The organism is Mesorhizobium sp. M0615, assembly GCF_040320805.1.
GTDB lineage: Bacteria > Pseudomonadota > Alphaproteobacteria > Rhizobiales > Rhizobiaceae > Mesorhizobium.
On the sequence record NZ_JAMYQI010000005.1, the window covers coordinates 209519 to 230514 of the forward strand.

At 62.7% G+C, this 20996-nt stretch carries 22 protein-coding genes; 13 read left to right on the forward strand and 9 right to left on the reverse strand.

Translation table 11 applies throughout. The features are described 5' to 3' along the window. Positions 1 to 10: 10 nt before the first annotated feature. Positions 11 to 649: a hypothetical protein gene (locus NKI46_RS10555; protein WP_023733764.1), complete on the reverse strand. Its 639-nt coding sequence runs from the start codon at positions 647 to 649 to the stop codon at positions 11 to 13. An 11-nt stretch (positions 650 to 660) separates the two neighbouring features. Between NKI46_RS10555 and NKI46_RS10560 the strand changes: the two genes are divergently transcribed. The 10 genes from NKI46_RS10560 to NKI46_RS10605 all read left to right on the forward strand — a co-directional run bounded on the left by NKI46_RS10560 (position 661) and on the right by NKI46_RS10605 (position 9404). Further along, positions 661 to 1236: a DUF4893 domain-containing protein gene (locus NKI46_RS10560; protein WP_023670399.1), complete on the forward strand. Its 576-nt coding sequence runs from the start codon at positions 661 to 663 to the stop codon at positions 1234 to 1236. Between the two features lie 110 nt (positions 1237 to 1346). Further along, on the forward strand, positions 1347 to 2129 hold the full coding sequence (locus NKI46_RS10565) for a formyl transferase (protein WP_352746077.1): 783 nt from the start codon (positions 1347 to 1349) through the stop codon (positions 2127 to 2129). Between the two features lie 188 nt (positions 2130 to 2317). Then, positions 2318 to 2620, forward strand: coding sequence for a virulence factor (locus NKI46_RS10570; protein ID WP_023670397.1), 303 nt, complete (start codon positions 2318 to 2320; stop codon positions 2618 to 2620). After that, a complete protein-coding gene (locus NKI46_RS10575) occupies positions 2613 to 3236 on the forward strand; it encodes a methylenetetrahydrofolate reductase C-terminal domain-containing protein (RefSeq protein ID WP_023688112.1) in 624 nt (207 codons plus the stop codon). The genes NKI46_RS10570 and NKI46_RS10575 overlap by 8 nt, the downstream gene beginning before the upstream one ends. Beyond that, positions 3233 to 4324 carry a methylenetetrahydrofolate reductase gene (locus tag NKI46_RS10580; protein WP_023744709.1) on the forward strand — a complete coding sequence of 364 codons (1092 nt, stop codon included), beginning with the start codon at positions 3233 to 3235 and terminating at the stop codon, positions 4322 to 4324. Before NKI46_RS10575 ends, NKI46_RS10580 begins: the two co-directional genes overlap by 4 nt. 80 nt (positions 4325 to 4404) lie before the next feature. Further along, on the forward strand, positions 4405 to 5385 hold the full coding sequence (locus NKI46_RS10585) for a methyltetrahydrofolate cobalamin methyltransferase (protein WP_023688111.1): 981 nt from the start codon (positions 4405 to 4407) through the stop codon (positions 5383 to 5385). A gap of 22 nt (positions 5386 to 5407) precedes the next feature. After that, positions 5408 to 5758, forward strand: coding sequence for a hypothetical protein (locus tag NKI46_RS10590; RefSeq protein ID WP_156929758.1), 351 nt, complete (start codon positions 5408 to 5410; stop codon positions 5756 to 5758). 7 nt (positions 5759 to 5765) lie between these two features. Then, on the forward strand, positions 5766 to 7835 hold the full coding sequence (locus tag NKI46_RS10595) for an ASKHA domain-containing protein (RefSeq protein WP_352657527.1): 2070 nt from the start codon (positions 5766 to 5768) through the stop codon (positions 7833 to 7835). Positions 7836 to 8021: 186 nt separating this feature from the next. Further along, positions 8022 to 8168: a hypothetical protein gene (locus tag NKI46_RS10600; RefSeq protein WP_352746082.1), complete on the forward strand. Its 147-nt coding sequence runs from the start codon at positions 8022 to 8024 to the stop codon at positions 8166 to 8168. Positions 8169 to 8438: 270 nt separating this feature from the next. Then, entirely contained in the window at positions 8439 to 9404 is a 966-nt protein-coding gene (locus NKI46_RS10605; protein WP_352746085.1) for an alpha/beta hydrolase, read from the forward strand. A gap of 125 nt (positions 9405 to 9529) precedes the next feature. Here NKI46_RS10605 and NKI46_RS10610 read toward each other — a convergent pair whose 3' ends face one another. Then, the gene (locus NKI46_RS10610) at positions 9530 to 10429 is read right to left on the reverse strand and encodes a LysR substrate-binding domain-containing protein (protein ID WP_023670389.1); all 900 of its coding nucleotides are present in this window, start codon (positions 10427 to 10429) and stop codon (positions 9530 to 9532) included. 202 nt (positions 10430 to 10631) lie between these two features. On the opposite strand from NKI46_RS10610, the gene NKI46_RS10615 reads away from it, so the two are divergent. From NKI46_RS10615 to NKI46_RS10625, 3 genes are all read left to right on the forward strand, one after another. Further along, positions 10632 to 10817, forward strand: coding sequence for a hypothetical protein (locus NKI46_RS10615; protein ID WP_023700331.1), 186 nt, complete (start codon positions 10632 to 10634; stop codon positions 10815 to 10817). Positions 10818 to 11179: 362 nt separating this feature from the next. Next, positions 11180 to 11314 (forward strand): hypothetical protein, encoded by a 135-nt coding sequence (locus NKI46_RS10620; protein ID WP_023681787.1) that lies wholly within the window; start codon positions 11180 to 11182, stop codon positions 11312 to 11314. Between the two features lie 349 nt (positions 11315 to 11663). Then, entirely contained in the window at positions 11664 to 12602 is a 939-nt protein-coding gene (locus NKI46_RS10625) for a GlxA family transcriptional regulator (RefSeq protein ID WP_348524244.1), read from the forward strand. A 13-nt stretch (positions 12603 to 12615) separates the two neighbouring features. On the opposite strand, the gene NKI46_RS10630 is transcribed toward NKI46_RS10625, so the two are convergent. The 7 genes from NKI46_RS10630 to NKI46_RS10660 form a co-directional block, all read right to left on the reverse strand. Next, complete coding sequence (locus tag NKI46_RS10630) at positions 12616 to 13413, reverse strand: ABC transporter ATP-binding protein (protein WP_352746088.1); 798 nt, start codon at positions 13411 to 13413, stop codon at positions 12616 to 12618. Then, positions 13410 to 14183 carry an ABC transporter permease gene (locus NKI46_RS10635; protein WP_023670383.1) on the reverse strand — a complete coding sequence of 258 codons (774 nt, stop codon included), beginning with the start codon at positions 14181 to 14183 and terminating at the stop codon, positions 13410 to 13412. The genes NKI46_RS10630 and NKI46_RS10635 overlap by 4 nt, the downstream gene beginning before the upstream one ends. A gap of 90 nt (positions 14184 to 14273) precedes the next feature. After that, a complete protein-coding gene (locus NKI46_RS10640; protein ID WP_023825777.1) occupies positions 14274 to 15224 on the reverse strand; it encodes an ABC transporter substrate-binding protein in 951 nt (316 codons plus the stop codon). 99 nt (positions 15225 to 15323) lie between these two features. Then, positions 15324 to 16169, reverse strand: coding sequence for a DUF1194 domain-containing protein (locus NKI46_RS10645; RefSeq protein WP_023681790.1), 846 nt, complete (start codon positions 16167 to 16169; stop codon positions 15324 to 15326). 91 nt (positions 16170 to 16260) lie between these two features. After that, positions 16261 to 18822 carry a GcvT family protein gene (locus tag NKI46_RS10650; RefSeq protein WP_023714351.1) on the reverse strand — a complete coding sequence of 854 codons (2562 nt, stop codon included), beginning with the start codon at positions 18820 to 18822 and terminating at the stop codon, positions 16261 to 16263. A 153-nt stretch (positions 18823 to 18975) separates the two neighbouring features. Beyond that, on the reverse strand, positions 18976 to 19731 hold the full coding sequence (locus tag NKI46_RS10655; RefSeq protein ID WP_023670377.1) for an FkbM family methyltransferase: 756 nt from the start codon (positions 19729 to 19731) through the stop codon (positions 18976 to 18978). Next, a complete protein-coding gene (locus NKI46_RS10660) occupies positions 19728 to 20963 on the reverse strand; it encodes a hypothetical protein (RefSeq protein ID WP_023681792.1) in 1236 nt (411 codons plus the stop codon). Before NKI46_RS10660 ends, NKI46_RS10655 begins: the two co-directional genes overlap by 4 nt. Positions 20964 to 20996 lie beyond the last annotated feature (33 nt).

The window sequence follows — 20996 nt, forward strand, 5'->3', positions numbered from 1 at the left end:
CGACTTCGGATTATTTGCTCTCCGGTTGCGGATCCGACACGAAATCGACAACGCGGCCGTTGTCTAACCGGATCGGCCCTCTTGCAGTTGGATCCTTGCGCAAAGCCTCTGCAAGCAGAGCGTCGACTGTGTCGAGATTGACCTGCAGAATTGTGCGGTCGCCCAGTTCCCAGTACTCGCCTTCATCGAAGACGTCGAACTTGTCGAAAAAAGGAGCAACTTTGCGAAGCAACTCGATGATCTCGATATGCGCCTCCGACCCCGCAAACTGGGTCTTGCAATATTGCTGCATGAAGAGGTCCCTGTCGAACTCGAACCTTAGGCGATCCGACTTGGGATGCGGCTGGCATTCTATCCCCAAGACCGGGCCGATATAGTCAACGCTGCGTTCGTCGATGACCCGGTTGAGAACCATTTCGGCCTCGTCTATCGGCCGAAATCGCCAGTCTCGAGCGATGGCAAGCGCTTCAACTTCCTGCAACAGCGCAACATATTGTTCCTCTCCGCGCAGTTGTCCCTCAAAATGGATTGTAACCCCCACGCGCACCTCCCGCGGAACATACCGCTGTTTAAGCACGGATGACAGGCCGCCGCGAATGGGTAAGTGTGCACTGGAAGATAGAATCGGCTGCTCCAGCCGCGCCAACATGGATACCACCGATGACCCCTCGCGTCCTGCTCGCCGCCCTTGGCCTCCTCTGCCTCGTCTTGCCCGCTCGCGCCGACGGCGAGGTGCAGAAGATCATCACGCCTGCCGACAAGGTTCGCCTCGACAAATATGGCGAGACCCGCAAGGCGGCGCTGGCCGAGGCAAAAGCGGGAGACCCGGCTGAGGTCAGCCAACTCGACGCGCTGCTGGCAAAGCCGATAGTGGCCTTTTCCGACAAGGACCTGAGCGGCAACTGGCAATGCCGAACCATCAAGGTGGGCCTGACCGGCCCGCTGGTCATCTATGGCTGGTTCAAGTGCAAGGTCACGGACGATGGCTCCGGCTGGCAGCTGGAAAAGGTCAGCGGCTCGCAACGCACCAAGGGCCGTTTCTTCGACGATAGCGAAAAACGCGCGATCTATCTCGGCTCCGGCTATGTCAATGACAACAAGCCAAAACCCTATGGCAGCGGCCCGGAAAGCGACCAGGTCGGCTATGCCTTCCGCACCAGCGCCAATGAATGGCGCATCGAATTCCCGGCGCCCTACTACGAATCGAAACTTGACATCATCGAGTTCAAGCGCTGATCCGTTGGTCTCTCGCTGGCCCGGCGCTCATCAAGATTTAACCTCGCCCGGCACAGAATTGAGCCGGGCGGCGCACGGCAAATGGTTGCGCGCCGGCAAGAAAGCGCGCCATGGCATCAGCGGTTGAAAAAAGTGCTGCGATCGTCATCGTCACCGAAGGCGGGCCGCACATCTGGGCCATCGTCAACGCCATCGCCGACCAGTTCGGTCCTGTCAGCGTCATCCTCGAAAGCCCTGAATCCAAAAAACAATTGCTGCTCGGCCGGGCGCGCCGCCAGGGGTTGTTTTCGGCCATCGGCCAGCTTGGCACGATGGTGCTGACCAGGCTCGGCAAACGCTTCTTCGCCGGGCACGCGGAGCGGCTGATCGCAGCGCAAAAACTGCAGACAGAGCCGAGGCCGGGACAAAAGATCATCCACGTCTCCTCCGCCGACGGGCCCGATTGCCTGCAGGCGGTCGCCGACATCCGCCCGGGCGTGGTGCTGCTCGCCGGCTGCCGGATTTTGTCCCGGCAGACGCTGGCGCAAATGCCCTGCCCGGTGCTCAACTACCACGCCGGCATCGCGCCCAAATACCGCGGCATGAATGGCGGCTACTGGGCGCTGGCCTCCGGCGATCTCCAGAATTTCGGCACCACCGTGCATCTGGTCGACCCCGGCGGCGACACCGGCGGCGTGTTGAAACAGGCGCGCGGCAAGCCGGAGCCCGGCGACATCATTTCGAGCTATGCGTTGCGCCAGGCGGCGTTCTCGCGCGACATCTGCGTCGAGGCGGTCCGCGACGCCTTGGACGGAAAGTTGGCCACGATCGACCCCGGCCTGCCGTCGAAACAATGGTACCATCCGACGATCTGGTTCTATCTCTGGACCGGCCTGACCAAGCGGGTTTGGTAGCCAGCCTTCCCTCGGAATCTCGCCTTTCTTTTTGCGACGTCCAATAGCGTCGCTTTTGAATGCGCGCGCGTCGTCCCATAACAAGCAGCCCCACTGCGCATCCGGCAATGCTCGCACCTGCTGGACAAAGTGGTGGAGCGTCGTTTCCCTCGTGGACGCACGGCGCTCTACAGGGAGTGAGAGAATTCATGGCCGATCTGATCGTCGTCTATTGGCGCGACATCCCCGCCCAGGTCATCGTCAAGAAGGGCCGGCAGAACGCCAAGCGCGAACTGCCGCTGCGCTTCACCGAGGCGATCGATATGTGCGCCATGCGCACCGGCGCCGGCGGCACCGACGATTACCTCGCCGAATGGCGCAAGGCCGATCCGATCCCGGTCGGCGACGACCTCGAAGCCGAGGTCGAGAAGGCATTCAGCGACATCGACGCGAAATACGACCGCGAGCGGCTGGTCGCTCTGGTCAAGGCAGGCGGGAAAGAAAATGTCTGAAACCACTCCTGCCAAAGAGGGGCCAAGGGTTACCCAGCCGGTTACCCAGGCCACTCAGGTCAAGAAAGCAGCGCCGAAATCGGACTACAAGCCGGCCGACGTATCGCCGCAGCGGCGCGTGCAGCGCTCGTTTGCGATCAGGCTGTGGTCGATCCGCCACTCGCGATTGCTCGAATGGTTCTACTCCAGGTTCGCCGACATGTTCCTGCTTCTTCATCCGCTTTGGAAAGGCCTCGGCTATGGGCGCGTCGAGGCGCCGATCAAGTTTGTCGAAAGGCGCGTCAAGGGCTTCATGTTCGACTGCCGCATGTGCGGCCAGTGCATCCTGTCCTCGACCGGCATGTCGTGCCCGATGAACTGCCCCAAACAGCTGCGCAACGGCCCGTGTGGCGGCGTGCGCGCCAACGGCAATTGCGAGGTCGAGCCCGACATGCCTTGCGTCTGGGTCAAGGCCTGGGAAGGTTCGCGGAACATGGAGCATGGCGACAGGATCCTGACCGTTCAGAAGCCCGTAGACCAGTCGCTGCGCGAAACCTCGGCCTGGCTGCGGGTGACGGCGCAGTCGGCAGCGGCCCGTGAAGCCGCTGCCAAAGCCAACACTGGAGCGGCCGCGTGATCGGCCGCCAGCGCGACGAAAACCCGGCCGGCATCCATCTGCCGCTCGATCCCCTGCCCGGCCACTCCTCACGTGGCCGACTGGAGCGTGTGCTGCGGCGCGGCGAATTCGCGGTCACCACCGAGCTCAACCCGCCCGACAGCGCCGATCCCGAAGACGTCTATAACCGCGCGAAAATCTTCGACGGCTGGGTCGACGCCATCAATGCCGTCGATGCCTCCGGCGCCAACTGCCACATGTCGTCGGTCGGCATTTGCGCGCTGCTCACCCGCATGGGCTACGCGCCGATCATGCAGATCGCCTGCCGCGACAGGAACCGCATCGCCATCCAGGGCGACGTGCTGGGCGGTGCCGCCATGGGGGTCGCCAACATGCTGTGCCTCACCGGCGACGGCGTCCAGGCCGGCGACCAGCCCGGCGCCAAGCCTGTCTTCGACCTCGATTCCATGTCGTTGCTGGAAACCTGCCGCATCATGCGCGACAACGGCAAGTTCCTGTCCGGCCGCAAGTTGACGACGCCGCCGCAAATTTTCCTCGGCGCCGCCGTCAACCCCTTCGCGCCACCCTTCGATTTCCGCCCGATCCATCTCGGCAAGAAGATCGCCGCCGGCGCGCAGTTCGTGCAGACGCAGTATTGCTTCGACGTGCCGATGTTCAGAACCTTCATGCAGAGGGCGCGGGACTTGGGGCATACGGAAAAGGTTTTCATCCTGTGCGGCGTCGGCCCGCTGGCTTCGGCCAAGACGGCCAAATGGATCCGCTCCAACGTGCCGGGCATTCATATTCCCGATACCATCATCAAGCGGCTGGAAGGCGCGCAGGACCAGAAGAAGGAAGGCAAGCAGCTCTGCACCGACATCATCAACGAGGTGAAGGAAATTCCTGGTGTCTCCGGCATCCATGTGATGGCCTACCGCCAGGAGGAATATGTCGCCGAGATCGTCGATGAATCGGGTGTGCTGAAAGGCCGCCAGCCATGGAAACGTGAGATCCGCCACGACGATCAGATGGTCGCCGACCGGCTCGAGAGCATACTGCACGACGACATTACCGAAACGCAGGTGGACATGGTGAAGACCGCGCACTGACAGCGCGGACGGCCAGCCATTCGCTTGAATGAAACCAGACAACGATATAAAGAAATCTTTATATCAGGCGGAGAAACTTCATGACCCGGACCATCGTCGCCTCGGCGACACGAGAGATCATCATCGGCTTCGACCAGCCTTTCTGCGTCATCGGCGAGCGCATCAACCCGACCGGCCGCAAGAAGCTGGCCGCCGAGATGATCGCCGGCAATTTCGAGACCGTCATCAAGGATGCGCTGGAACAGGCCGCCTGCGGCGCCACCATGCTCGACGTCAATGCCGGCGTCACCTCCGTTAATCCGAACGAAACCGAACCCGGCCTGCTCGTGCAGACGCTGGAGATCGTCCAGGGCCTGGTCGACCTGCCGCTGTCGATCGACTCGTCGGTGACCGCCGCCATCGAGGCAGCGCTCAAGGTCGCCAAGGGCCGGCCGCTGGTCAACTCCGTGACTGGCGAAGAGGAAAAGCTCGAAGCCATCCTGCCGCTGGTCAAGAAGTACAACGTTCCAGTCGTCGCCATCTCCAACGACGAGACCGGCATTTCGATGGATCCGGATGTGCGCTTCGCCGTCGCCAAGAAGATCGTGCAGCGCTGCGCCGATTTCGGCATTCCGGCGCATGACGTCGTCGTTGACCCGCTGGTGATGCCGATCGGCGCGCTCGGCGATGCCGGCCGCCAGGTCTTCGCGCTGTTGCGCCGCCTGCGTGAAGAGCTCAAGGTCAACACCACCTGCGGCCTGTCCAACATCTCGTTCGGCCTGCCGCACCGCCACGGCATCAACGCCGCCTTCATCCCGATGGTGATCGGCGCCGGCATGACCTCGGCGATCATGAACCCGGTGCGCCCGCAGGAAATGGAAGCCGTGCGCGGCGCCAATGTGCTCAACGGCACCGACGAGAACTGCACCAACTGGATCAGGACCTACAAGGACTACAAGCCGGCCGAAGGCGGTCAGGCGGTCGCAGCGCCCACCGCGGTTAACGCTCCGGGCGAAGGCGGCGGCAATGGCAATGGCGGTCGCCGTCGCGGCGGCCGTGAAGCCCGCATGGCCAGGGGATAGAGCGAGACAGGACACGGTTTTCTTGACAGATCAAGACCGCACAAGGCCTGAAATGCCGAACTGGCAGGTAATTCTGCGAGTGGCTTTTTGCAGCGTATTTATGCTTTTGGCCGGGTCCTATGCCTTCGGCTATCTGAGTCATGAATACCTCCGGTATTTTGTTCTGTGTATCTACGCCACTGCCTTTCTAATGTTTGTCCTGATCGCATTTCCACTTCTGCTCGGGGCAATTCCCGCAAGGACATTGGACCGGCAAAGACTGGACAATTTCTCCATGTTTTGGCTGCGATGGTATCCGCTGCCGCTCATCGCTTCCTATCTGGCAAGCCTCGCATATGTGAAATCTTTTCCCAGTGCCGGCTTAGTCGAGTAATGAAAATATGAACTCGCCTGCAAACATTACCGATCCGCTCGTGCTGTTCATGCCGTCAGGCAAGCGCGGGCGGTTTCCTGTCGGCACGCCGGTGCTCGACGCCGCGCGCCAGCTCGGTGTCTATGTCGAAAGCGTCTGCGGCGGCCGCGCCACCTGTGGGCGCTGCCAGATCGAGGTGCAGGAAGGCAATTTCGCCAAGCACAAGATCGTCTCGTCCAACGACCACATCTCGCCCAAGGGCGCCAAGGAAGAGCGCTACGAGCGCGTCCGCGGCCTGCCCGAGCGGCGCCGCCTCTCCTGCTCGGCGCAGATCCTCGGCGACCTCGTCATCGACGTGCCGCAGGACACGGTCATCAATGCACAGACCATCCGCAAGGATGCCGACACCCGCGTCATCGCCCGCGATTCAGCGATCCGCATGTGCTATGTCGAGATCGAAGAGCCCGACATGCACAAGCCGCTCGGCGATCTCGACCGCCTCAAGATCGCGCTGATGAAGGATTGGGGCTTCAAAAACCTCGAATTTGACTTCTACCTGATGCCGCAGGTGCAGGGCATCTTGCGCAAGGGTAATTGGACCGCCACCGCCGCCATCCACAAGGACGCCGAAAGCGACATCGCCCGCGTCATAGCACTCTGGCCCGGCCTCAAGAACGAAGCCTATGGGCTGGCCTGCGATATCGGCTCGACCACCATCGCCATGCATCTGGTGTCGTTGCTGTCGGGCCGCGTCGCCGCCTCGTCGGGCACGTCGAACCCGCAGATCCGCTTCGGCGAGGATCTGATGAGCCGCGTCTCCTATGTGATGATGAACCCGGACGGCCGCGAAGGCATGACGGTCGCCGTGCGCGAGGCGATCTCGGGCTTGGTCGACAAGGTTTGCGCCGAAGGCAATGTCCAGCGCAACGACATCCTGGACAGCGTCTTTGTCGGCAATCCGATCATGCACCATCTGTTTCTCGGCATCGATCCGACCGAGCTCGGCGGCGCGCCCTTTGCGCTCGCCGTCTCGGGCGCGGTGCGCATCAAGGCCTCCGATATCGGCCTGAAGCTCAACCAGGGCGCGCGCCTCTATATGCTGCCTTGCATCGCCGGCCATGTCGGCGCCGACGCCGCAGCCGTGACGCTGTCGGAAGGTCCGCACCGCCAGGACGAGATGATGCTGATCGTCGACGTCGGCACCAATGCCGAGATCGTGCTCGGCAACCGCGCGCGGGTCGTGGCTGCTTCTTCTCCGACCGGTCCGGCCTTCGAGGGCGCCGAAATCTCCGGCGGCCAGCGCGCCGCGCCCGGCGCCATCGAGCGCGTGCGAATCGATCCCGATACGCTGGAGCCGAAATACCGCGTCATCGGCTCGGAACTGTGGTCCGATGAACCGGGCTTCCTCGACAGCGTGCAGGCGACCGGCGTCACCGGCATTTGCGGCTCGGGCATCATCGAGATCGTGGCCGAGATGTATCTCGCCGGCATCATCTCCGAGGATGGCGTTGTCGATGGCTCCCTGGCCGCCCGCTCCCCACGCGTCACCGCCAATGGCCGCACCTTCTCCTATGTCTTGAAGGAAGGCGAACCCAAGATCACCATCACCCAGACCGACGTGCGCGCCATTCAGCTCGCCAAGGCAGCACTCTATGCCGGCACCAAGCTTTTGATGGAAAAGCAGAACACCGAACACGTCGACCGCATCCATTTCGCCGGCGCCTTCGGCTCGTTCATCGATCCGAAATACGCCATGGTGCTCGGCCTGATCCCGGATTGCGACCTCGACAAGGTCTCGGCCGTCGGCAACGCCGCCGGCGCCGGTGCGCGCATGGCCCTGCTCAATCGTGGCTATCGCCGCGAGATCGAGGACACAGTCAGCCACATCGAGAAGATCGAGACGGCACTGGAGCCGAAATTCCAGGAGCATTTCGTCTACGCGATGGCGCTTCCCAACAAGGTCGATCCGTTCCCGAAACTGTCGGCGGCGGTGAAATTGCCGCCACGCAAGACCGTCAGCGAGGATGGCGTCGCCGGCGACGCCGCCCCGCGACGGCGTTCGCGCGAAGGCCATGCCGCCAGGCGCAGCCGGGAATAAGCCGCCTTACGAAGGCCGCCAATTCGCCCAATTTCATTTGTATGCAAATGTTTCCAGATCGCACCGATCTGGAAACGGAAACGCTGTTTTGGCGCAATCCGTCCGATACAGACGTGAAGCATTTAACGGACATCGAATGGCGGACCGGAGTATTCCGCCGCCACAACGCTCCAAAGGAGAATAGAGATGTTCGAGACCCTCGGCCGTTTTCGTGCGGCCATGAAGAATGCACAGGCCGTGCGCGCCATGAACAACCTGCCACCCGAAATCCAGAAGGACATCGGCTGGCCGTGTCGCCGCGCATCGACGCCCAGACCAACCTGTCGCGTCTGATCCTGGGCTCGGGCCGCTGATGACCTTCGCCGACAAGTGCAAATTGCTAACCAAGCGCCGGGGCCGCCGTGTGGTCCCGGCTGCGACCGACATCAAGCTGCGCGCCGCGCTGCTGCCCCGGCGCTGAGCCGCGCTGCGCAGAGCCGCGGACGTGGCTGATCAAACAACCGTGTTGGCTTGGGCCAGAATCTTGACATTTCGGCTGGAGGTACGATCTTCGAGATAGTGGGGAATTCTTCTAGTCGGCTGCTACCGAACTTGTGTATTCGAATGCCCAGTTTCAAAAGCCACCTCGTTTCCTTCATCCTCCGGCACAGCCGCAAGAAGGCATTTGCCAGCCCGGAAAACCTGCAGCGCTGGATCGCCTATGCCCGCAAGACCGAGGATCATCATCCCCCGGCATTGCTGCGGGAGCGGCTCGATATCACCGAGCGCAGCGTCGATGGCTTTCCCGTCTACGAGATCGCGCCGAAGGCGGGCGAACGCAGGCGCATCCTCTACATGCATGGCGGCGCCTATGTCTTCCAGATCACATCCTATCATTGGGGGTTGATCGCCGAGATGGCCGAGCGCTTGGGTTTCGGTATCACCGTGCCGATCTATCCCATTGCGCCGGAGCATGATTTCCACGCCATGTTCGGCATGGTCGGCGACGTCTACCGGCAGATGCTGGATGAGACGGACGCCGAAGACATCGTCTTCATGGGCGATTCCGCGGGCGGCAACATGGCCGTCGTGCTGACCATGATGGTGGCTGAGGAAGGCCTGCCCTTGCCGTCGCGCCACGTGCTGATTTCACCCGGCCTCGACATGTCGCTGTCCAACCCCGAAGTGTTCGAGGCGGAACGCAACGATCCGTGGCTCGGCATTTCCGGCGGGCTGGAAGCGATCCGCATGTACAGTGCCGGCATCGATCGCAGGGACTGGCATATCAGTCCGCTCTATGGCGACCTCTCGGTGCTGCCGCAGACCCTGCTTCTGACCGGCTCGCACGACCTGCTCAGCCCCGACAATCTGATCTTCGCCAAAAAGGCGCGCGCTGCCGGCGTCGATATCGACGTCGTCTATGAGGAAGGCATGTTCCACGTCTGGCCGCTGATCGAGATGCCGGAGGCGCGTCGCGCCAGGGACAGCATCGTCGCCTTCCTTGAAGGTGAGCCCACCAAGCGGCGCGCAACCGCGCGGCGCACGGCGCGACCCGCTCTCGCGGCGCGCCCCGCCCAAGCAGCGGAATAGCAGAGCAATTCCAGGAAAAGTGTAAAACGGTTTTCCCGGGAAAAGCGTGTAGCGCTTTCCCTTGGGAATTGCGTCAAAACAAGGAGTTAGAGCGGCTCGCCGTTTCCGTGAAACGGTGAACCGCTCTAGAACTTGCCGGTTTCGCGGAAAAGCTCGAACGTCGCACGGATATGGTCGGCGACGGCCTTGACCGGCGCGCTGGCGTCCGGCGACACCACCATCGCCAGATTGTAGGTGCCGATATCGGGCATGCCGTCCTTCGGGCAAAGCTCGACCATGTCGTTGCCCAGGAACGACTTCGGCAACGGTGCAACCGCGAGATCCGACATGATGGCGGCGCGCTGGCCGGCCGTGTGGGCGCTCATATAGGCGATGCGGTAGTTGCGGCCTTCACGGCTCAGCGCATCGAGCGCGCCGGCCCGCCAGGCGCAGCCCTCTTCCCACAGCGACACCGGCAAAGGCTCGCGCAGATGCGCGCTGCCGCCCTTGGCGCCGGCCCAGACGATCGGCTCGGTGAGCAGCACCTCGGCGCCGAGTGCGCTGGTCTTGTAGGAATTGGTCAGCAGCGTGATGTCGAGCGCCCGGTCGTCCATGCGGCGGCGCAGATTGCTGCTCTGGTCGATGGTGACGTCGACGGCAATCGACGGATGCGACTGCGCGAAACGCTTCAGCACATGCGGCAACACGCGCTCGCCATAGTCGTCCGGCGAGCCGAGCCGCACCACGCCGACGATCTCGGGGATGATGAACTTCGACACCACCTCGCGGTTGATCGACAACAGCCGGCGGGCATAACCGAGCAGCATCTCGCCATCGGTGGTCAGCGTCACCGAGCGCGCGTCGCGCGCAAAGACCGAGCGGCCGAGAATGTCTTCGAGCTTCTTGATCTGCATGGAGACCGCCGACGGCGTGCGGAACACCGCATTGGCCGCGGTGGTGAAGCTGCCGGTCTCGGCAATGGCCACGAAGGTGCGCAAAACGTCGAGATCGAGCAGCGGCAGCGGATGATTGAGCGGGGCGTTCATCGGGATCGACCTTCAATTTTTCTGATGTGAAGCATCATTCCATTTCGTTTGATTGAACATCAGATTGGGAGGATAGTCAACTCCATCGAAGGCAGGACGTGCCATGACCCAAACGCTCCTGACGCGGAATTGCACTCGATGCGGAATATCCAGGCGACGGAACGCGTTCATGCGGGACGTGCCACAACCAAAGGTAAATGAAATGTCTATCCTGTCGTCCATCGGTCGGCTTGCGACCGAGTTCAGCGCGGCCCGCGCCCGCTTCCAGACCGAACGTGCGATCCGCTCGCTGCCGATCGAACTGCAGAAGGATATCGGCTGGCCTGAAGCTGCCGACACCAAGACCGGTGCACGCCACGGCGTCGGATCCTGGGCTGGAGCAAAGTAAACCATTGTGTACCATGTGCTGAAGGCCTGCCGCGCAGACCAGCCCGGCAGGCCTTCTCTATTTGCCCCGCAGGCTTCTCCAACTTATTTGCATTCAAATGATTTTCAGAGCCGTGTCGCCGCTGCATGGCGCATATGCGTCACTTGCATGGCGCCTCAATGTCGCCGGTAACACGCTGTAAGTAATCGTAAATTTTGGGCACCATGCCCAATAATGTCGCAACCGATGTCGCATTTCCATTCAAGCGCTTCGCATTTGCGATTTAGTTTCTGCTCACGCGGCCCTATATCAACGCCAGCAAACGAGCTGCCCCACTCCATCAAGCGAAGGCGACCCGTCTGAGCAACCGATAGGAGATGATGATGAAGCTTTTTGCCCGCCTCTTTGCCCGCCGCGAAATGAACCTGACGACCGCTCTCGAGCGCCAGCGCCTTGCCAACACCATGCCCGGCCAGACCGGCGCCATGAATGCGGTGCGCCTCGGTTTCGTTGCCTGAGATAACGGCTAGCGCTCAGCGCTTCCCTGCCGCTGCCGATAGTCGATAACAGCGCCGCTTCGGTTTGACCGAAGCGGCGTTTCTCGTTTTCGGCACCTATGCCGCCACCACCATGCCCAATCCGTCGGCAGCCCGTCCCTGTCATCCCGGACGATTGCCCATTTGCGACCCATGTCGCAAATATAGTTTCCGCTTAGCCCCCTAGCCAATTGACAGGAATGGTTTTTCCTGATGTCGCTGTGCTGTTCGCGACATCCTGTTCGCGCCATGGCTGCGTGAGGTTCCCTTGAACGCCGTAAAGCATCCGATCAAGCGATCGTTTGTATTCTTCCTTGTCCCGGACTTCACCATGATCGCCTTTGCGACGGCGCTCGACCCGCTGCGCTCGGCCAACCGCATGCTCGGCTATGAGGCCTATCGCTGGCGCCTCGCCAGCATCGACGGCAAGCCGGTGCGCGCCTCCAACGGCGTCGAATGCGCCGTCAACACCTCGCTCGAGGAAGAGCGCAAGAAAATGGCCGGGCCGGATCGGCCGAACATGGCCATCGTCTGCAGCGGCATGAATGTCGAGCGCTACCAGAACAGGTCGGCCTTCGCCTGGCTGCGCGAGGAATATAACAGAGGCGTCGCCGTCGGTGGCCTGTGCACCGGCGCGCATATCCTTGCCGCCGCGGGCCTGCTCTCCAACAAGCGCTGCGCCATCCATTGGGAAAACCTGCCGGGCTTTTCCGAGGCTTTTCCGAAGGCCAATGTCTTTGCCGACCTCTTCGAGATCGACCAGAACATCTACACCTGCGCCGGCGGCACCGCCGCCCTCGACATGATGCTGAAGCTGATCGGCGACGATTTCGACGACAATCTGGTCAACCGCGTGTGCGAGCAGGTGTTGACCGACCGCGTGCGCAGCCCGACCGACCGCCAGCGCCTGCCGCTGCGCGCCCGCCTTGGCGTGCAGAATTCCAAGGTGCTGACCATCATCGAGCTGATGGAGGGCAACCTCTCCGAACCGCTGTCGCTGATCGAGATCGCCGACCATGTCGACCTGTCGCGCCGCCAGATCGAGCGCCTGTTCCGCACCGAGATGGGCCGCTCCCCTGCCCGCTACTATCTCGAGATTCGCCTCGACCGTGCCCGGCATCTGCTGATCCAGTCATCGATGCCGGTGGTCGAGGTAGCGGTCGCCTGCGGCTTCGTCTCGGCGTCGCATTTCTCCAAATGCTACCGCGAACTCTATGCCCGCTCGCCGCAGCAGGAGCGCGTCGACCGCAAGCAATTGCTGGCGGCCTGATCCGAAAACGCACTCAGGCTTCGGCGGGCTGCGCCTGTACTGTGCGCATCGCCTCGACGCGGATATCCTCGGTCAGCCGCGCCTTCAGGCCTGAGAACTCCGGGCTGGTCTTCAGCGTGTAGTGGCGTGGATGGGGCAGGTCGATGGCGACATCCGACTTGATGCGGCCTGGCCGCGCGCTCATCACGATTACCCGCGAAGCCATGAAGATCGCCTCCTCGATGTCGTGGGTGACGAACAGCACCGTCTTCTTGCGCCGCTCCCAGATGCCGAGCAGCAGTTCCTGCATCAGTCCGCGCGTCTGGTTGTCGAGCGCACCGAACGGCTCGTCCAGCAACAGGATTTCGGGGTCGTTGGCCAGCGCCCGGGCGATCGCCGTGCGCTGCTGCATGCCGCCGGACAGCTGCTTTGGCCAATGGTTCTCGAAGCCCTTGAGCCCGACGAGGTCGACATAGGAAGCGACGATCCCGTCTCGCTCCTTTTCGGCCATGCCGCGTTCGCGCAGGCCGAAGGCGATATTCTGCGCCACCGTCAGCCACGGAAACAGCGTGTAGGACTGGAACACCATGCCGCGATCCGGTCCCGGCTGCGTCACCGCGTTGCCGTCAAGCAGCACACGGCCTTCGCTCGGCGCTTCCAGTCCGGCAACGATCCTGAGCAGCGTCGACTTCCCGCAGCCGGACGGCCCCAGAATGGTGATGAAGTCGTTGGCCGCGACCGCAAGGTCGACCGGCATCAGCGCCTTGACCGGCTGCCCGCCGCGCACGCCGGCGAAGGTTCGCGAGACGCCTTCGATAAGCAACTTGCTCATGCCAGGCTCCAGGGGAAGAGCCAGCGATTGAACGCCTTGAAGGCGAAGTCGGACAACAGTCCGATCAGCCCGATGACGATGATGCCGAAGATGATCTGCCCTGTCGCCAGCCGCGACTGGCTGTTGATGATCATGTAGCCGATGCCTGAGGACGAACCGATCAGCTCGGCGACGATGACATAGGTCCAGGCCCAGCCGAGCACCAGCCGCAGCGTTTCGGCAATCTCGGGCGCATTGGCCGGCATGATGACCCGTTTGACGATACCGTTGTTGGTCGAGCCCAGCGTATAGGCCGCCTCGACCAGGTCGCGCCGCGTCGAGCCCACCTTGACCGCGACGATCAGGATGATCTGGAACACCGAGCCGACGAAGATGACCAGCAGCTTTTCCAGCTCGCCAATGCCGGCCCACAGGATGAGCAGCGGAATGAAGGCCGAAGCCGGGAGGTAGCGGGCGAAGGAGACGAACGGCTCCAGAAACGCCTCTATTGGTTTCCAGGCGCCCATGGCGATGCCGATCGGCACGGCGACGATCGACGCCAGCAGGAACCCGCCGAAGACCCGCCAGATGGTGATCAATATGTCGAGCCAGAAGCGGTCCTCGACCAGCAGCCGCCAACCATCCCGCAGCATCGACAGCGGGTCGGCGAGGAAGATGCGGTTGACGTGGCCGCCAAGCGTGATCCACGCCCAGAAGGCGACGAACAGCACGAAGAAGGAAATGCCAAGCACGGTTCGAATGCCCGGCGACACCGGATGCAAGGGGCGCATCTTCAGATCGTCCGCATCGTCAAATCATCACTTGTCCAGGAGAGAGCGACGGCCTAGGCGCCGCCGCACAATGGTCAAAGGCGAGGCCTGTCAGTTCGCCACCGCGCTGGTGTCGGCCAGCGTGGCAACATCTGGCGCTTCCTTGATCAACCCCATCTGCAGCAGAAGCTCGCCGGCGGTCTTGGAAAAGTCCTGGAATTCCTTGGTGAAGAACTGCTTGTTCTCCGCCTTGTCGGCCCATTTCAGGTATTTCGCCGAATCCTCGAATTCTTTCGCAGACTGCTTCACGTCGGCGCCCATGATCTCGTAGGATCTCTGCGGATCGCTCTTGATCAGGTCGAGCGCTTCGAAATAACTGTCGGCCAGCGCCTTGGCGGCGTCGGGATTGGCGGTGAGGAATTCAGGCGTGCAGCCGACCGTGTCGAGCACCATCGGGTAGTCGAGCGTGGTCGCCAATATGTGGCCCTGATCGGACTTGTCGCGCACCGCCGAGATGAACGGCTCATAGGTGACCGCCGCATCGTTCTGGCCGGCCAGGAAGGCTTGCGCCGCCGCATCCGGTTCCAGGTTGACGACGGTCACATCCTTGGTCGACAGGCCGTTCTTGTTCAGCACCCAGGCCAGCATGAAATAGGGCGACGTGCCCGGCGCCGAGGACGCGACATTCTTGCCCTTGAGGTCGGCGACGGTCTTGATGTCGTTGCGCACGACAATGCCGTCGGCGCCATAGGATTTGTCGAGCTGGAAGATCTGCTTGGTGGTCACCCCTGAGGCGTTCCACACCAGCCAGGTCTCGACCGTGGTGGCGGCGCATTGCAGATCGCCGCTGGCGATGGCGAGCGGCCGGCTGGCCTGCGGCACCTTCTTCAGGGTCACGTCGAGGCCATGCTTCTCGAAGATGCCGGCCTGCTTGGCGAGCGTCAGCGGCGCAAAGCCGGTCCATCCGCTGATGCCGATGGTGACCGATGTGGCAGCCTCGGCCGGCACGGATATTGCAGCCGCAAGCGCCAATGCCGCGGCAGCGACGATGGTCTTGTTCATGTCGGTTCCCCTTGTTTTTTCGGATGCCGAATTGTGTCACAGACGCCCATGGGCTTGTCAATGAAACCGGCCCTTCACGGCAGCGTGATGATGCGAACGCTAACGCGCATCGAACATCCAGCTGCGGTCGCGCCACATCTTTTCGCCGACCTGGCAGTCGGTCGGCCGGTCCTGCGCCAGCACCACCGGCGGATGCCCGGCCTCCTCGCGCGCCCGTTGCGGCGAAGCGGCGCCGGCCAGCTCCAGCACCAGCTTGCGGCGGATGGCTTCGGGAAACTGCGTCCAGTCATTGACCGGGATCATGAAGGATCCGGGACCGCCGATGACGCAGTCGCTGTAGTAGCGGTCGAGATTGTTGACGTCATAGGCGCCGCCGAACCCGCCGCGCGTCATCAGCGGCAGGCCGTTGATGATGATGCCTTGCTTGACCACCGCGTCTCGGGTGATGTCAACGGGCGCGCCCTGGTTGTTGGGTCCGTCGCCGGAAATATCGATGACGCGCTTTGTCCCCTGAAAACCGCTTTCGGCGAAGAGATCGCTGCCGAATTCCAGCGCGCCGGAAATCGAGGTGCGCCGGGCGCTGGCCGGCGCATGGGCGGAAAGCTGCGCGGCCACCCGCTCGGCATCGGCCCGGCTGGCGATCACCGTCCACGGCACGACGACCTGCTGCGTGGTCGCACCCGCCCATTCGACATAGGTGACGGCGACCTTGCCGTAGGCGCCATCGGCGATAGCCTGCAGCACATTGTCGTGCGTCAGCGCCGCCGCATAGCCGTGACGCTGGATTTCGAGTTCGCCCGGCGACATCGACAGCGACACATCGACCGCCAGCACCAGCTCGACGTCGACCGGCTCGGCGGCTTGAACCGGCGGCACCAGCCAGAGCCCCAGCGCCAGTGCGGCGCTGCCTGAAAGGAAATGTCGTGCGCAAGAAAAAGCAGACATGCCCGAAGGTAAGCGAGAATCGGTTGTTGACAAAGCGAAAAGCCCGGCGAGGTGCCGGGCTTTTCGATGTGTTGGTTGGAACCTATGACGCTCAACTCCTCGGCTTCAAATTCTCTGGATCGTAGAGCGGCTTGTAGCCGACGGCAGCCACTTCGACCGGATAGGTCTCGCCGAAATATTCGATGGCGAACTTGCGGCCTTCCTGGGCATGGGCCCAGGGCAGATAGGCGAGGCCGATGTTCTTGCCGATGGTCGGGCCGTAGGCCATCGACGTGGTGAAGGAGCGGCGGCCGAGTTCGTCGACCAGCGTCTCGCCCGTCTTCGGATCCATCACCGGCATGGTGCCCACGGGATAGCGGGCAATGCCTTTCGCATCGACGTTCTCGGTCATCACCAGCGTGCACAGGATCGCCGGCTGGTGTTCGCGGGCGCGGTATTCGACATGTTTGGCCTTGCCGCAGAAGTCGTTCTCCTTGACCTTCGGTCGGGCAAGGTCGGCCTCGAGCAGATTGTACTCGGTCAGAAGGTCGGCGTTCTGCAGGCGCAGGCTCTTTTCCATGCGCCGGGTGTTGGCATAGGTCTCGACGCCGAACGGCATGACCCCCGTTGAGCGCAGCGCGTCCCAAACGGCCAGGCCGTCTTCGTAACGCATATGCAGTTCCCAGCCCTGCTCGCCGACATAAGAGATGCGGAAGGCGGTGACGTCCTTGCCGCCGATCCTGACCGGCTTGATCGCCGCGAACGGGAAGTTCTCGAGCGAGAGACCATCCGGATTTTCGACCACTTTCTGCAGCGTCGCCCGCGCGTTCGGTCCCCAGATGCCGATAGTGACGTATTTTTCCGTCACGTCGGTGATGGTGACGTCAAAGCCTTTGTCCTGCGCGGTGCGCTGCATGTAGCGGAAGTCGCGCGGGCCGGCGTCGGCGCCGTCGATCAGGCGGCAGCGGTCGGCCATGCGGATGACGGTGAAGTCGGCGCGCACCATGCCTTCCTCGTCGAGGAAGTGGGTGTAGATACCCTTGCCGATGTTGTTGTCGCCACCGATCTTGGCCGCGCACAGCCATTCCAGCAGCGCGACATGATCCGGCCCTTCGATGTCGTACATCGAGAAATGCGAGAGGTTGACGATGCCGCAATCCTCGCTCATCGCCAGGTGCTCGGCATTGGACACCCGCCAGAAATGGCGATTGTCCCACTCGTTCTCACGTATGGGAACCCGGTTGCCATACTTCTCCAGCAGATGCTCGTTGGCGGCATAGCCATGCGCGCGCTCCCAGCCGCCCAACTCCATGAAGTAGCCGCCGAGTTCCTTCTCACGCTCCCAGAACGGCGAGCGGCGGATGTTGCGACCTTTGGAGAACGGCTCGCGCGGATGCACCGCTGGATTGTAGACCTTCATCGCCGTCTCGGTGCAGCGATCCCAGATGAACTGCTCTTTCGTCTGGTGCGGATAGAATCGGGCATAGTCGATGGCGTGATGGTCGATTTCCGTGCGGCCGTCCGTCATCCAGTCGGCGATCAGCTTGCCCATGCCGGGGCCGTCCTTGACCCAGATGGCGACGGCGTACCAGAGGCCCCTCACCTTCTGGCTCTCGCCCATGGACGGGCCGCCATCGGCGGTCACCTGCAACAGGCCGTTGAAGGAATGGCTTTCATTGTAGCCGAGTTCGCCCAGGATCGGCGTCAGCTCCATGGCGCGCTCAAGCGGCGCCAGGATCTGCTCCATGTCGAGATCGCGCTGCGACGGTGACAGCCGCGCCTGATCCTTTTCCAGCAAATCGCGCGGATGGCAGAGGCGCGGATTGGTCTCTTCGTAATAACCCCATTCGATCTGCCCGCCCTCGGCGGTCCTGGGGTCGCCGGTGTCGCGCATATAGGCCGAATTGCCTTGGTCGCGCAGCAGCGGCCAGCCGATCTCCTTGCCGGTACCGGCAAACTCATTGTAAGGCCCGAAGAAGGTCAGCGGATGGTCGATCGGCATCACCGGCAGGTCTTCGCCGACCATTTCGGCGATCAGCCGGCCCCAGATGCCGGCGCAGACGATGACATAATCGGCCATGATCGTGCCGCGGTCGGTGACCACGCCCTTGATGCGGCCTTCCTCGACAATGAGGGATTTGGCCGGCGTGTTGGCGAACGACTTCAACTTGCCCGACGCTTCCGCCTGGTCGACCAGCTTGCCGGCGACGGTCTGCGAGCGCGGGATGACCAAGCCGGCGTCCGGATCCCACAGGCCGCCCTGCACCATGGACTCTTCGATCAGCGGGAATTTTTCCTTGATCTCGGCCGGTTCGATCAGCCGGGCGCGGGTGCCGAAGGATTTTGCCGAGGCGATCTTGCGCTTGATCTCGTCCATGCGGCTTTCGTCGCCGACGCGCGCCACTTCGAGGCCGCCAATGCGGGCGTAGTGGCCCATCTTCTCGTAGAAATCGATGGAGTAGAGCGTCGTCCAGCAGGACAGGAAATCATGGCTGGTGGTGTAGCAGAAGTCCGAGGCGTGCGCGGTCGAGCCGATGTCGGTCGGAATGCCCGATTTGTCGATGCCGACAATGTCGGTCCAGCCGCGTTCGATCAGATGATGGGCGATCGATGCGCCGACAATGCCACCCAGGCCGACGATGACGACCTTCGCCTGTTTCGGAAACTCTGCCATTGCCGCGACTCCAAGGGATAAAGCAGGCGTGTCCGCGCCCGTTCGAATGGCGCACAATATGCAGAGGACGTGGATGGAGCTACCGCCTGTTTGCGACACGTCGCGGATGCGACGCGACCCGGCGCGCCGGCGTGCCGCCAGTGGCGATCTATCTCAGGCGAAGGCCCAGATGTCCTCGGCCTGGAAGCCGACCTGATAGCCTGATGTCTTCAGCTTGACCACGACCTGGCCGATTTCGGCGGCCGGCAGCGCGCCGACCTCGACCTTGATCATGCCCGGACGATAGCGCTTGAGATCGAGCTGTTCGAAGACGATCCAGTCGGCGCCCTCGCAATCGACCAGGAAGGCGTCGATATGCGTGATGCCGTTGCGGTCGAGCAGCGTCTGCAGCGTTTCCGACGGCACCTCGATATCCCTCACGTGCGGCGCGAACTTGTTGAAATTGGCGTCGTCCTCGCCCCAGGCATTCTTGCCCGACATCAGATTGGTGTCGGTGACCGACGAGCAGCCGATGAACTCGATCGGCAGCGTGCCGGCCTCGAGTGCCGCGGCATCGAAAGTGTGGACGGTGATCGTGCCCTTGGTCTTCGTCACCGCGACCGGTTCGATGACGAAGCGTTCCGTGTCGGGATAGTTGGCGCGCAACCGCTTCTGATTGTACGGGATCGGCTCGACCAGCACGGCCCGCGCCCGCGGAATGCGGTGCAGCCACGGCGTGACGTCGTCGAACAGCGCGCCGTCGCAAGCGCCGACATTGACCATCTGGAAGGCTTGCCCACCGCCAAACCGCGCCTTCAGCGCCGCCTTGGCCAGGAATTTCGTGCCACGCAACGCGGGCCCGCGATCGAGCAGGCCGGCGGGCAGGCCGAGCGAAAGGGCGATGCGCGCCAGGCCGGAAATGGAACTCATGGCTTATCTCCAGGTATGGCCTGCAAGGCGATGGGTCGCCTTCCATTCAGGCTTGCCGACGCCCACAGCGCCATGATCGGGCCGACGAGCAAAAGGTAGGGCGGCAGAAGGTTCGGGAAGTAGATGCGGGTGTCGTGGATCGGAAAGACGGTGAATTTCGCCAGCACGCCAAGCACCAGTGCTGCAAGCAGGATGCCGGCGCGACGATCGAGCCGGAAGCCGGCGCGGCCGAGCGCAAACCACGCGGCCAGCGCCAGAACCGAGACCCCGACCCAGCTGTTGATGCTGATGGCGCGAATGAAGGATGCGGTAAACGCCTTGAGATAGGCGCCAAGCGAGAACGGCGGCTCGAAGCCATCCATATTGTAGTGCTGCTCGATGCTGGAGAACCACAGATGCGGCCACCAGCCGGGATGTTGGGCCCAGTGCGAAATCGCGAAATAGGCGACGAAGGACGCGGCAAAGCCGGCCAGCGCGCCCCATGCCCGCTGCCGGAAGACCAGCAGCAGCACGGCGAAAATGGCCAGGAACACGATGTTGTCCGGCCGCGCCATGAAGGCCATGAAAAGCAGGACAGCGGTCGCTGCCTCGCGGCCGCGCACATAAGCAAGCAGCCCGCCGAGGAACAGGGCCGAGCACATCAGATCCGGAGTCGAGGCGCGCGCCGCGTCGCCGAAATCGGCCATGATCAGTACCGCGCCGGCCACCGGCGCCAGCGCCAGCGCACCTTCGGTTCGCAGCCACAGCAGCGTGATCATCCCGAACAGCAGCACCGAGACCACCTGCAGCACCCGCATCGCCTCGACCGGCGACATCACCGAACTCATCGTCGAAAGAATCTCGGCGTAGAGGAACTTGATCCGGTACATGCCAAGCAGCGAGTGAAAGTCGGCGGCATTTTGCGCCATATGGCTGCGGAAACCGCCACCATCGTCGGTCAGCGTCTTGTAGTCGGCGGCCGACACGCCGGCCTGGACCGTGCTGTAGGCGTAGTCATGCAATGCCTGCGCATCGGGATAAGCGCCCTCCCCGGCGATTGCGAGATAAGGCAGCATGTCCCAATTGGCGTCGGGCATCGTCCAGGCCATGAACGCCGTCAGCAGGATATAGAGCGAAAACGCGATCGCGCCGATTGGCGCGGCCCATCGCGCATAAGTCCCCTCGCCCCACGCCAGAGCGGCCGCGGTCAGCCGGTCGAGTGTGTTTTGCGGGGCGGGAGACTTGCTCAGCATTGTCGGACTCGGGACTTCGCTCAACGGACTTCT

What these genes read in the sequence shown, in the direction of transcription:
- NKI46_RS10650 (WP_023714351.1), bottom strand. Translation starts at nt 18,822, where the DNA reads ATGGCAGAGTTTCCGAAACAGGCGAAGGTCGTCATCGTCGGCCTGGGT.
- NKI46_RS10615 (WP_023700331.1), top strand. Translation starts at nt 10,632, where the DNA reads ATGTCTATCCTGTCGTCCATCGGTCGGCTTGCGACCGAGTTCAGCGCG.
- NKI46_RS10600 (WP_352746082.1), top strand. Translation starts at nt 8,022, where the DNA reads ATGTTCGAGACCCTCGGCCGTTTTCGTGCGGCCATGAAGAATGCACAG.
- NKI46_RS10575 (WP_023688112.1), top strand. Translation starts at nt 2,613, where the DNA reads ATGTCTGAAACCACTCCTGCCAAAGAGGGGCCAAGGGTTACCCAGCCG.
- NKI46_RS10635 (WP_023670383.1), bottom strand. Translation starts at nt 14,183, where the DNA reads ATGCGCCCCTTGCATCCGGTGTCGCCGGGCATTCGAACCGTGCTTGGC.
- NKI46_RS10645 (WP_023681790.1), bottom strand. Translation starts at nt 16,169, where the DNA reads ATGTCTGCTTTTTCTTGCGCACGACATTTCCTTTCAGGCAGCGCCGCA.
- NKI46_RS10660 (WP_023681792.1), bottom strand. Translation starts at nt 20,963, where the DNA reads ATGCTGAGCAAGTCTCCCGCCCCGCAAAACACACTCGACCGGCTGACC.
- NKI46_RS10630 (WP_352746088.1), bottom strand. Translation starts at nt 13,413, where the DNA reads ATGAGCAAGTTGCTTATCGAAGGCGTCTCGCGAACCTTCGCCGGCGTG.
- NKI46_RS10585 (WP_023688111.1), top strand. Translation starts at nt 4,405, where the DNA reads ATGACCCGGACCATCGTCGCCTCGGCGACACGAGAGATCATCATCGGC.
- NKI46_RS10605 (WP_352746085.1), top strand. Translation starts at nt 8,439, where the DNA reads ATGCCCAGTTTCAAAAGCCACCTCGTTTCCTTCATCCTCCGGCACAGC.
- NKI46_RS10640 (WP_023825777.1), bottom strand. Translation starts at nt 15,224, where the DNA reads ATGAACAAGACCATCGTCGCTGCCGCGGCATTGGCGCTTGCGGCTGCA.
- NKI46_RS10610 (WP_023670389.1), bottom strand. Translation starts at nt 10,429, where the DNA reads ATGAACGCCCCGCTCAATCATCCGCTGCCGCTGCTCGATCTCGACGTT.
- NKI46_RS10655 (WP_023670377.1), bottom strand. Translation starts at nt 19,731, where the DNA reads ATGAGTTCCATTTCCGGCCTGGCGCGCATCGCCCTTTCGCTCGGCCTG.
- NKI46_RS10570 (WP_023670397.1), top strand. Translation starts at nt 2,318, where the DNA reads ATGGCCGATCTGATCGTCGTCTATTGGCGCGACATCCCCGCCCAGGTC.
- NKI46_RS10620 (WP_023681787.1), top strand. Translation starts at nt 11,180, where the DNA reads ATGAAGCTTTTTGCCCGCCTCTTTGCCCGCCGCGAAATGAACCTGACG.
- NKI46_RS10555 (WP_023733764.1), bottom strand. Translation starts at nt 649, where the DNA reads ATGTTGGCGCGGCTGGAGCAGCCGATTCTATCTTCCAGTGCACACTTA.
- NKI46_RS10565 (WP_352746077.1), top strand. Translation starts at nt 1,347, where the DNA reads ATGGCATCAGCGGTTGAAAAAAGTGCTGCGATCGTCATCGTCACCGAA.
- NKI46_RS10560 (WP_023670399.1), top strand. Translation starts at nt 661, where the DNA reads ATGACCCCTCGCGTCCTGCTCGCCGCCCTTGGCCTCCTCTGCCTCGTC.
- NKI46_RS10595 (WP_352657527.1), top strand. Translation starts at nt 5,766, where the DNA reads ATGAACTCGCCTGCAAACATTACCGATCCGCTCGTGCTGTTCATGCCG.
- NKI46_RS10625 (WP_348524244.1), top strand. Translation starts at nt 11,664, where the DNA reads ATGATCGCCTTTGCGACGGCGCTCGACCCGCTGCGCTCGGCCAACCGC.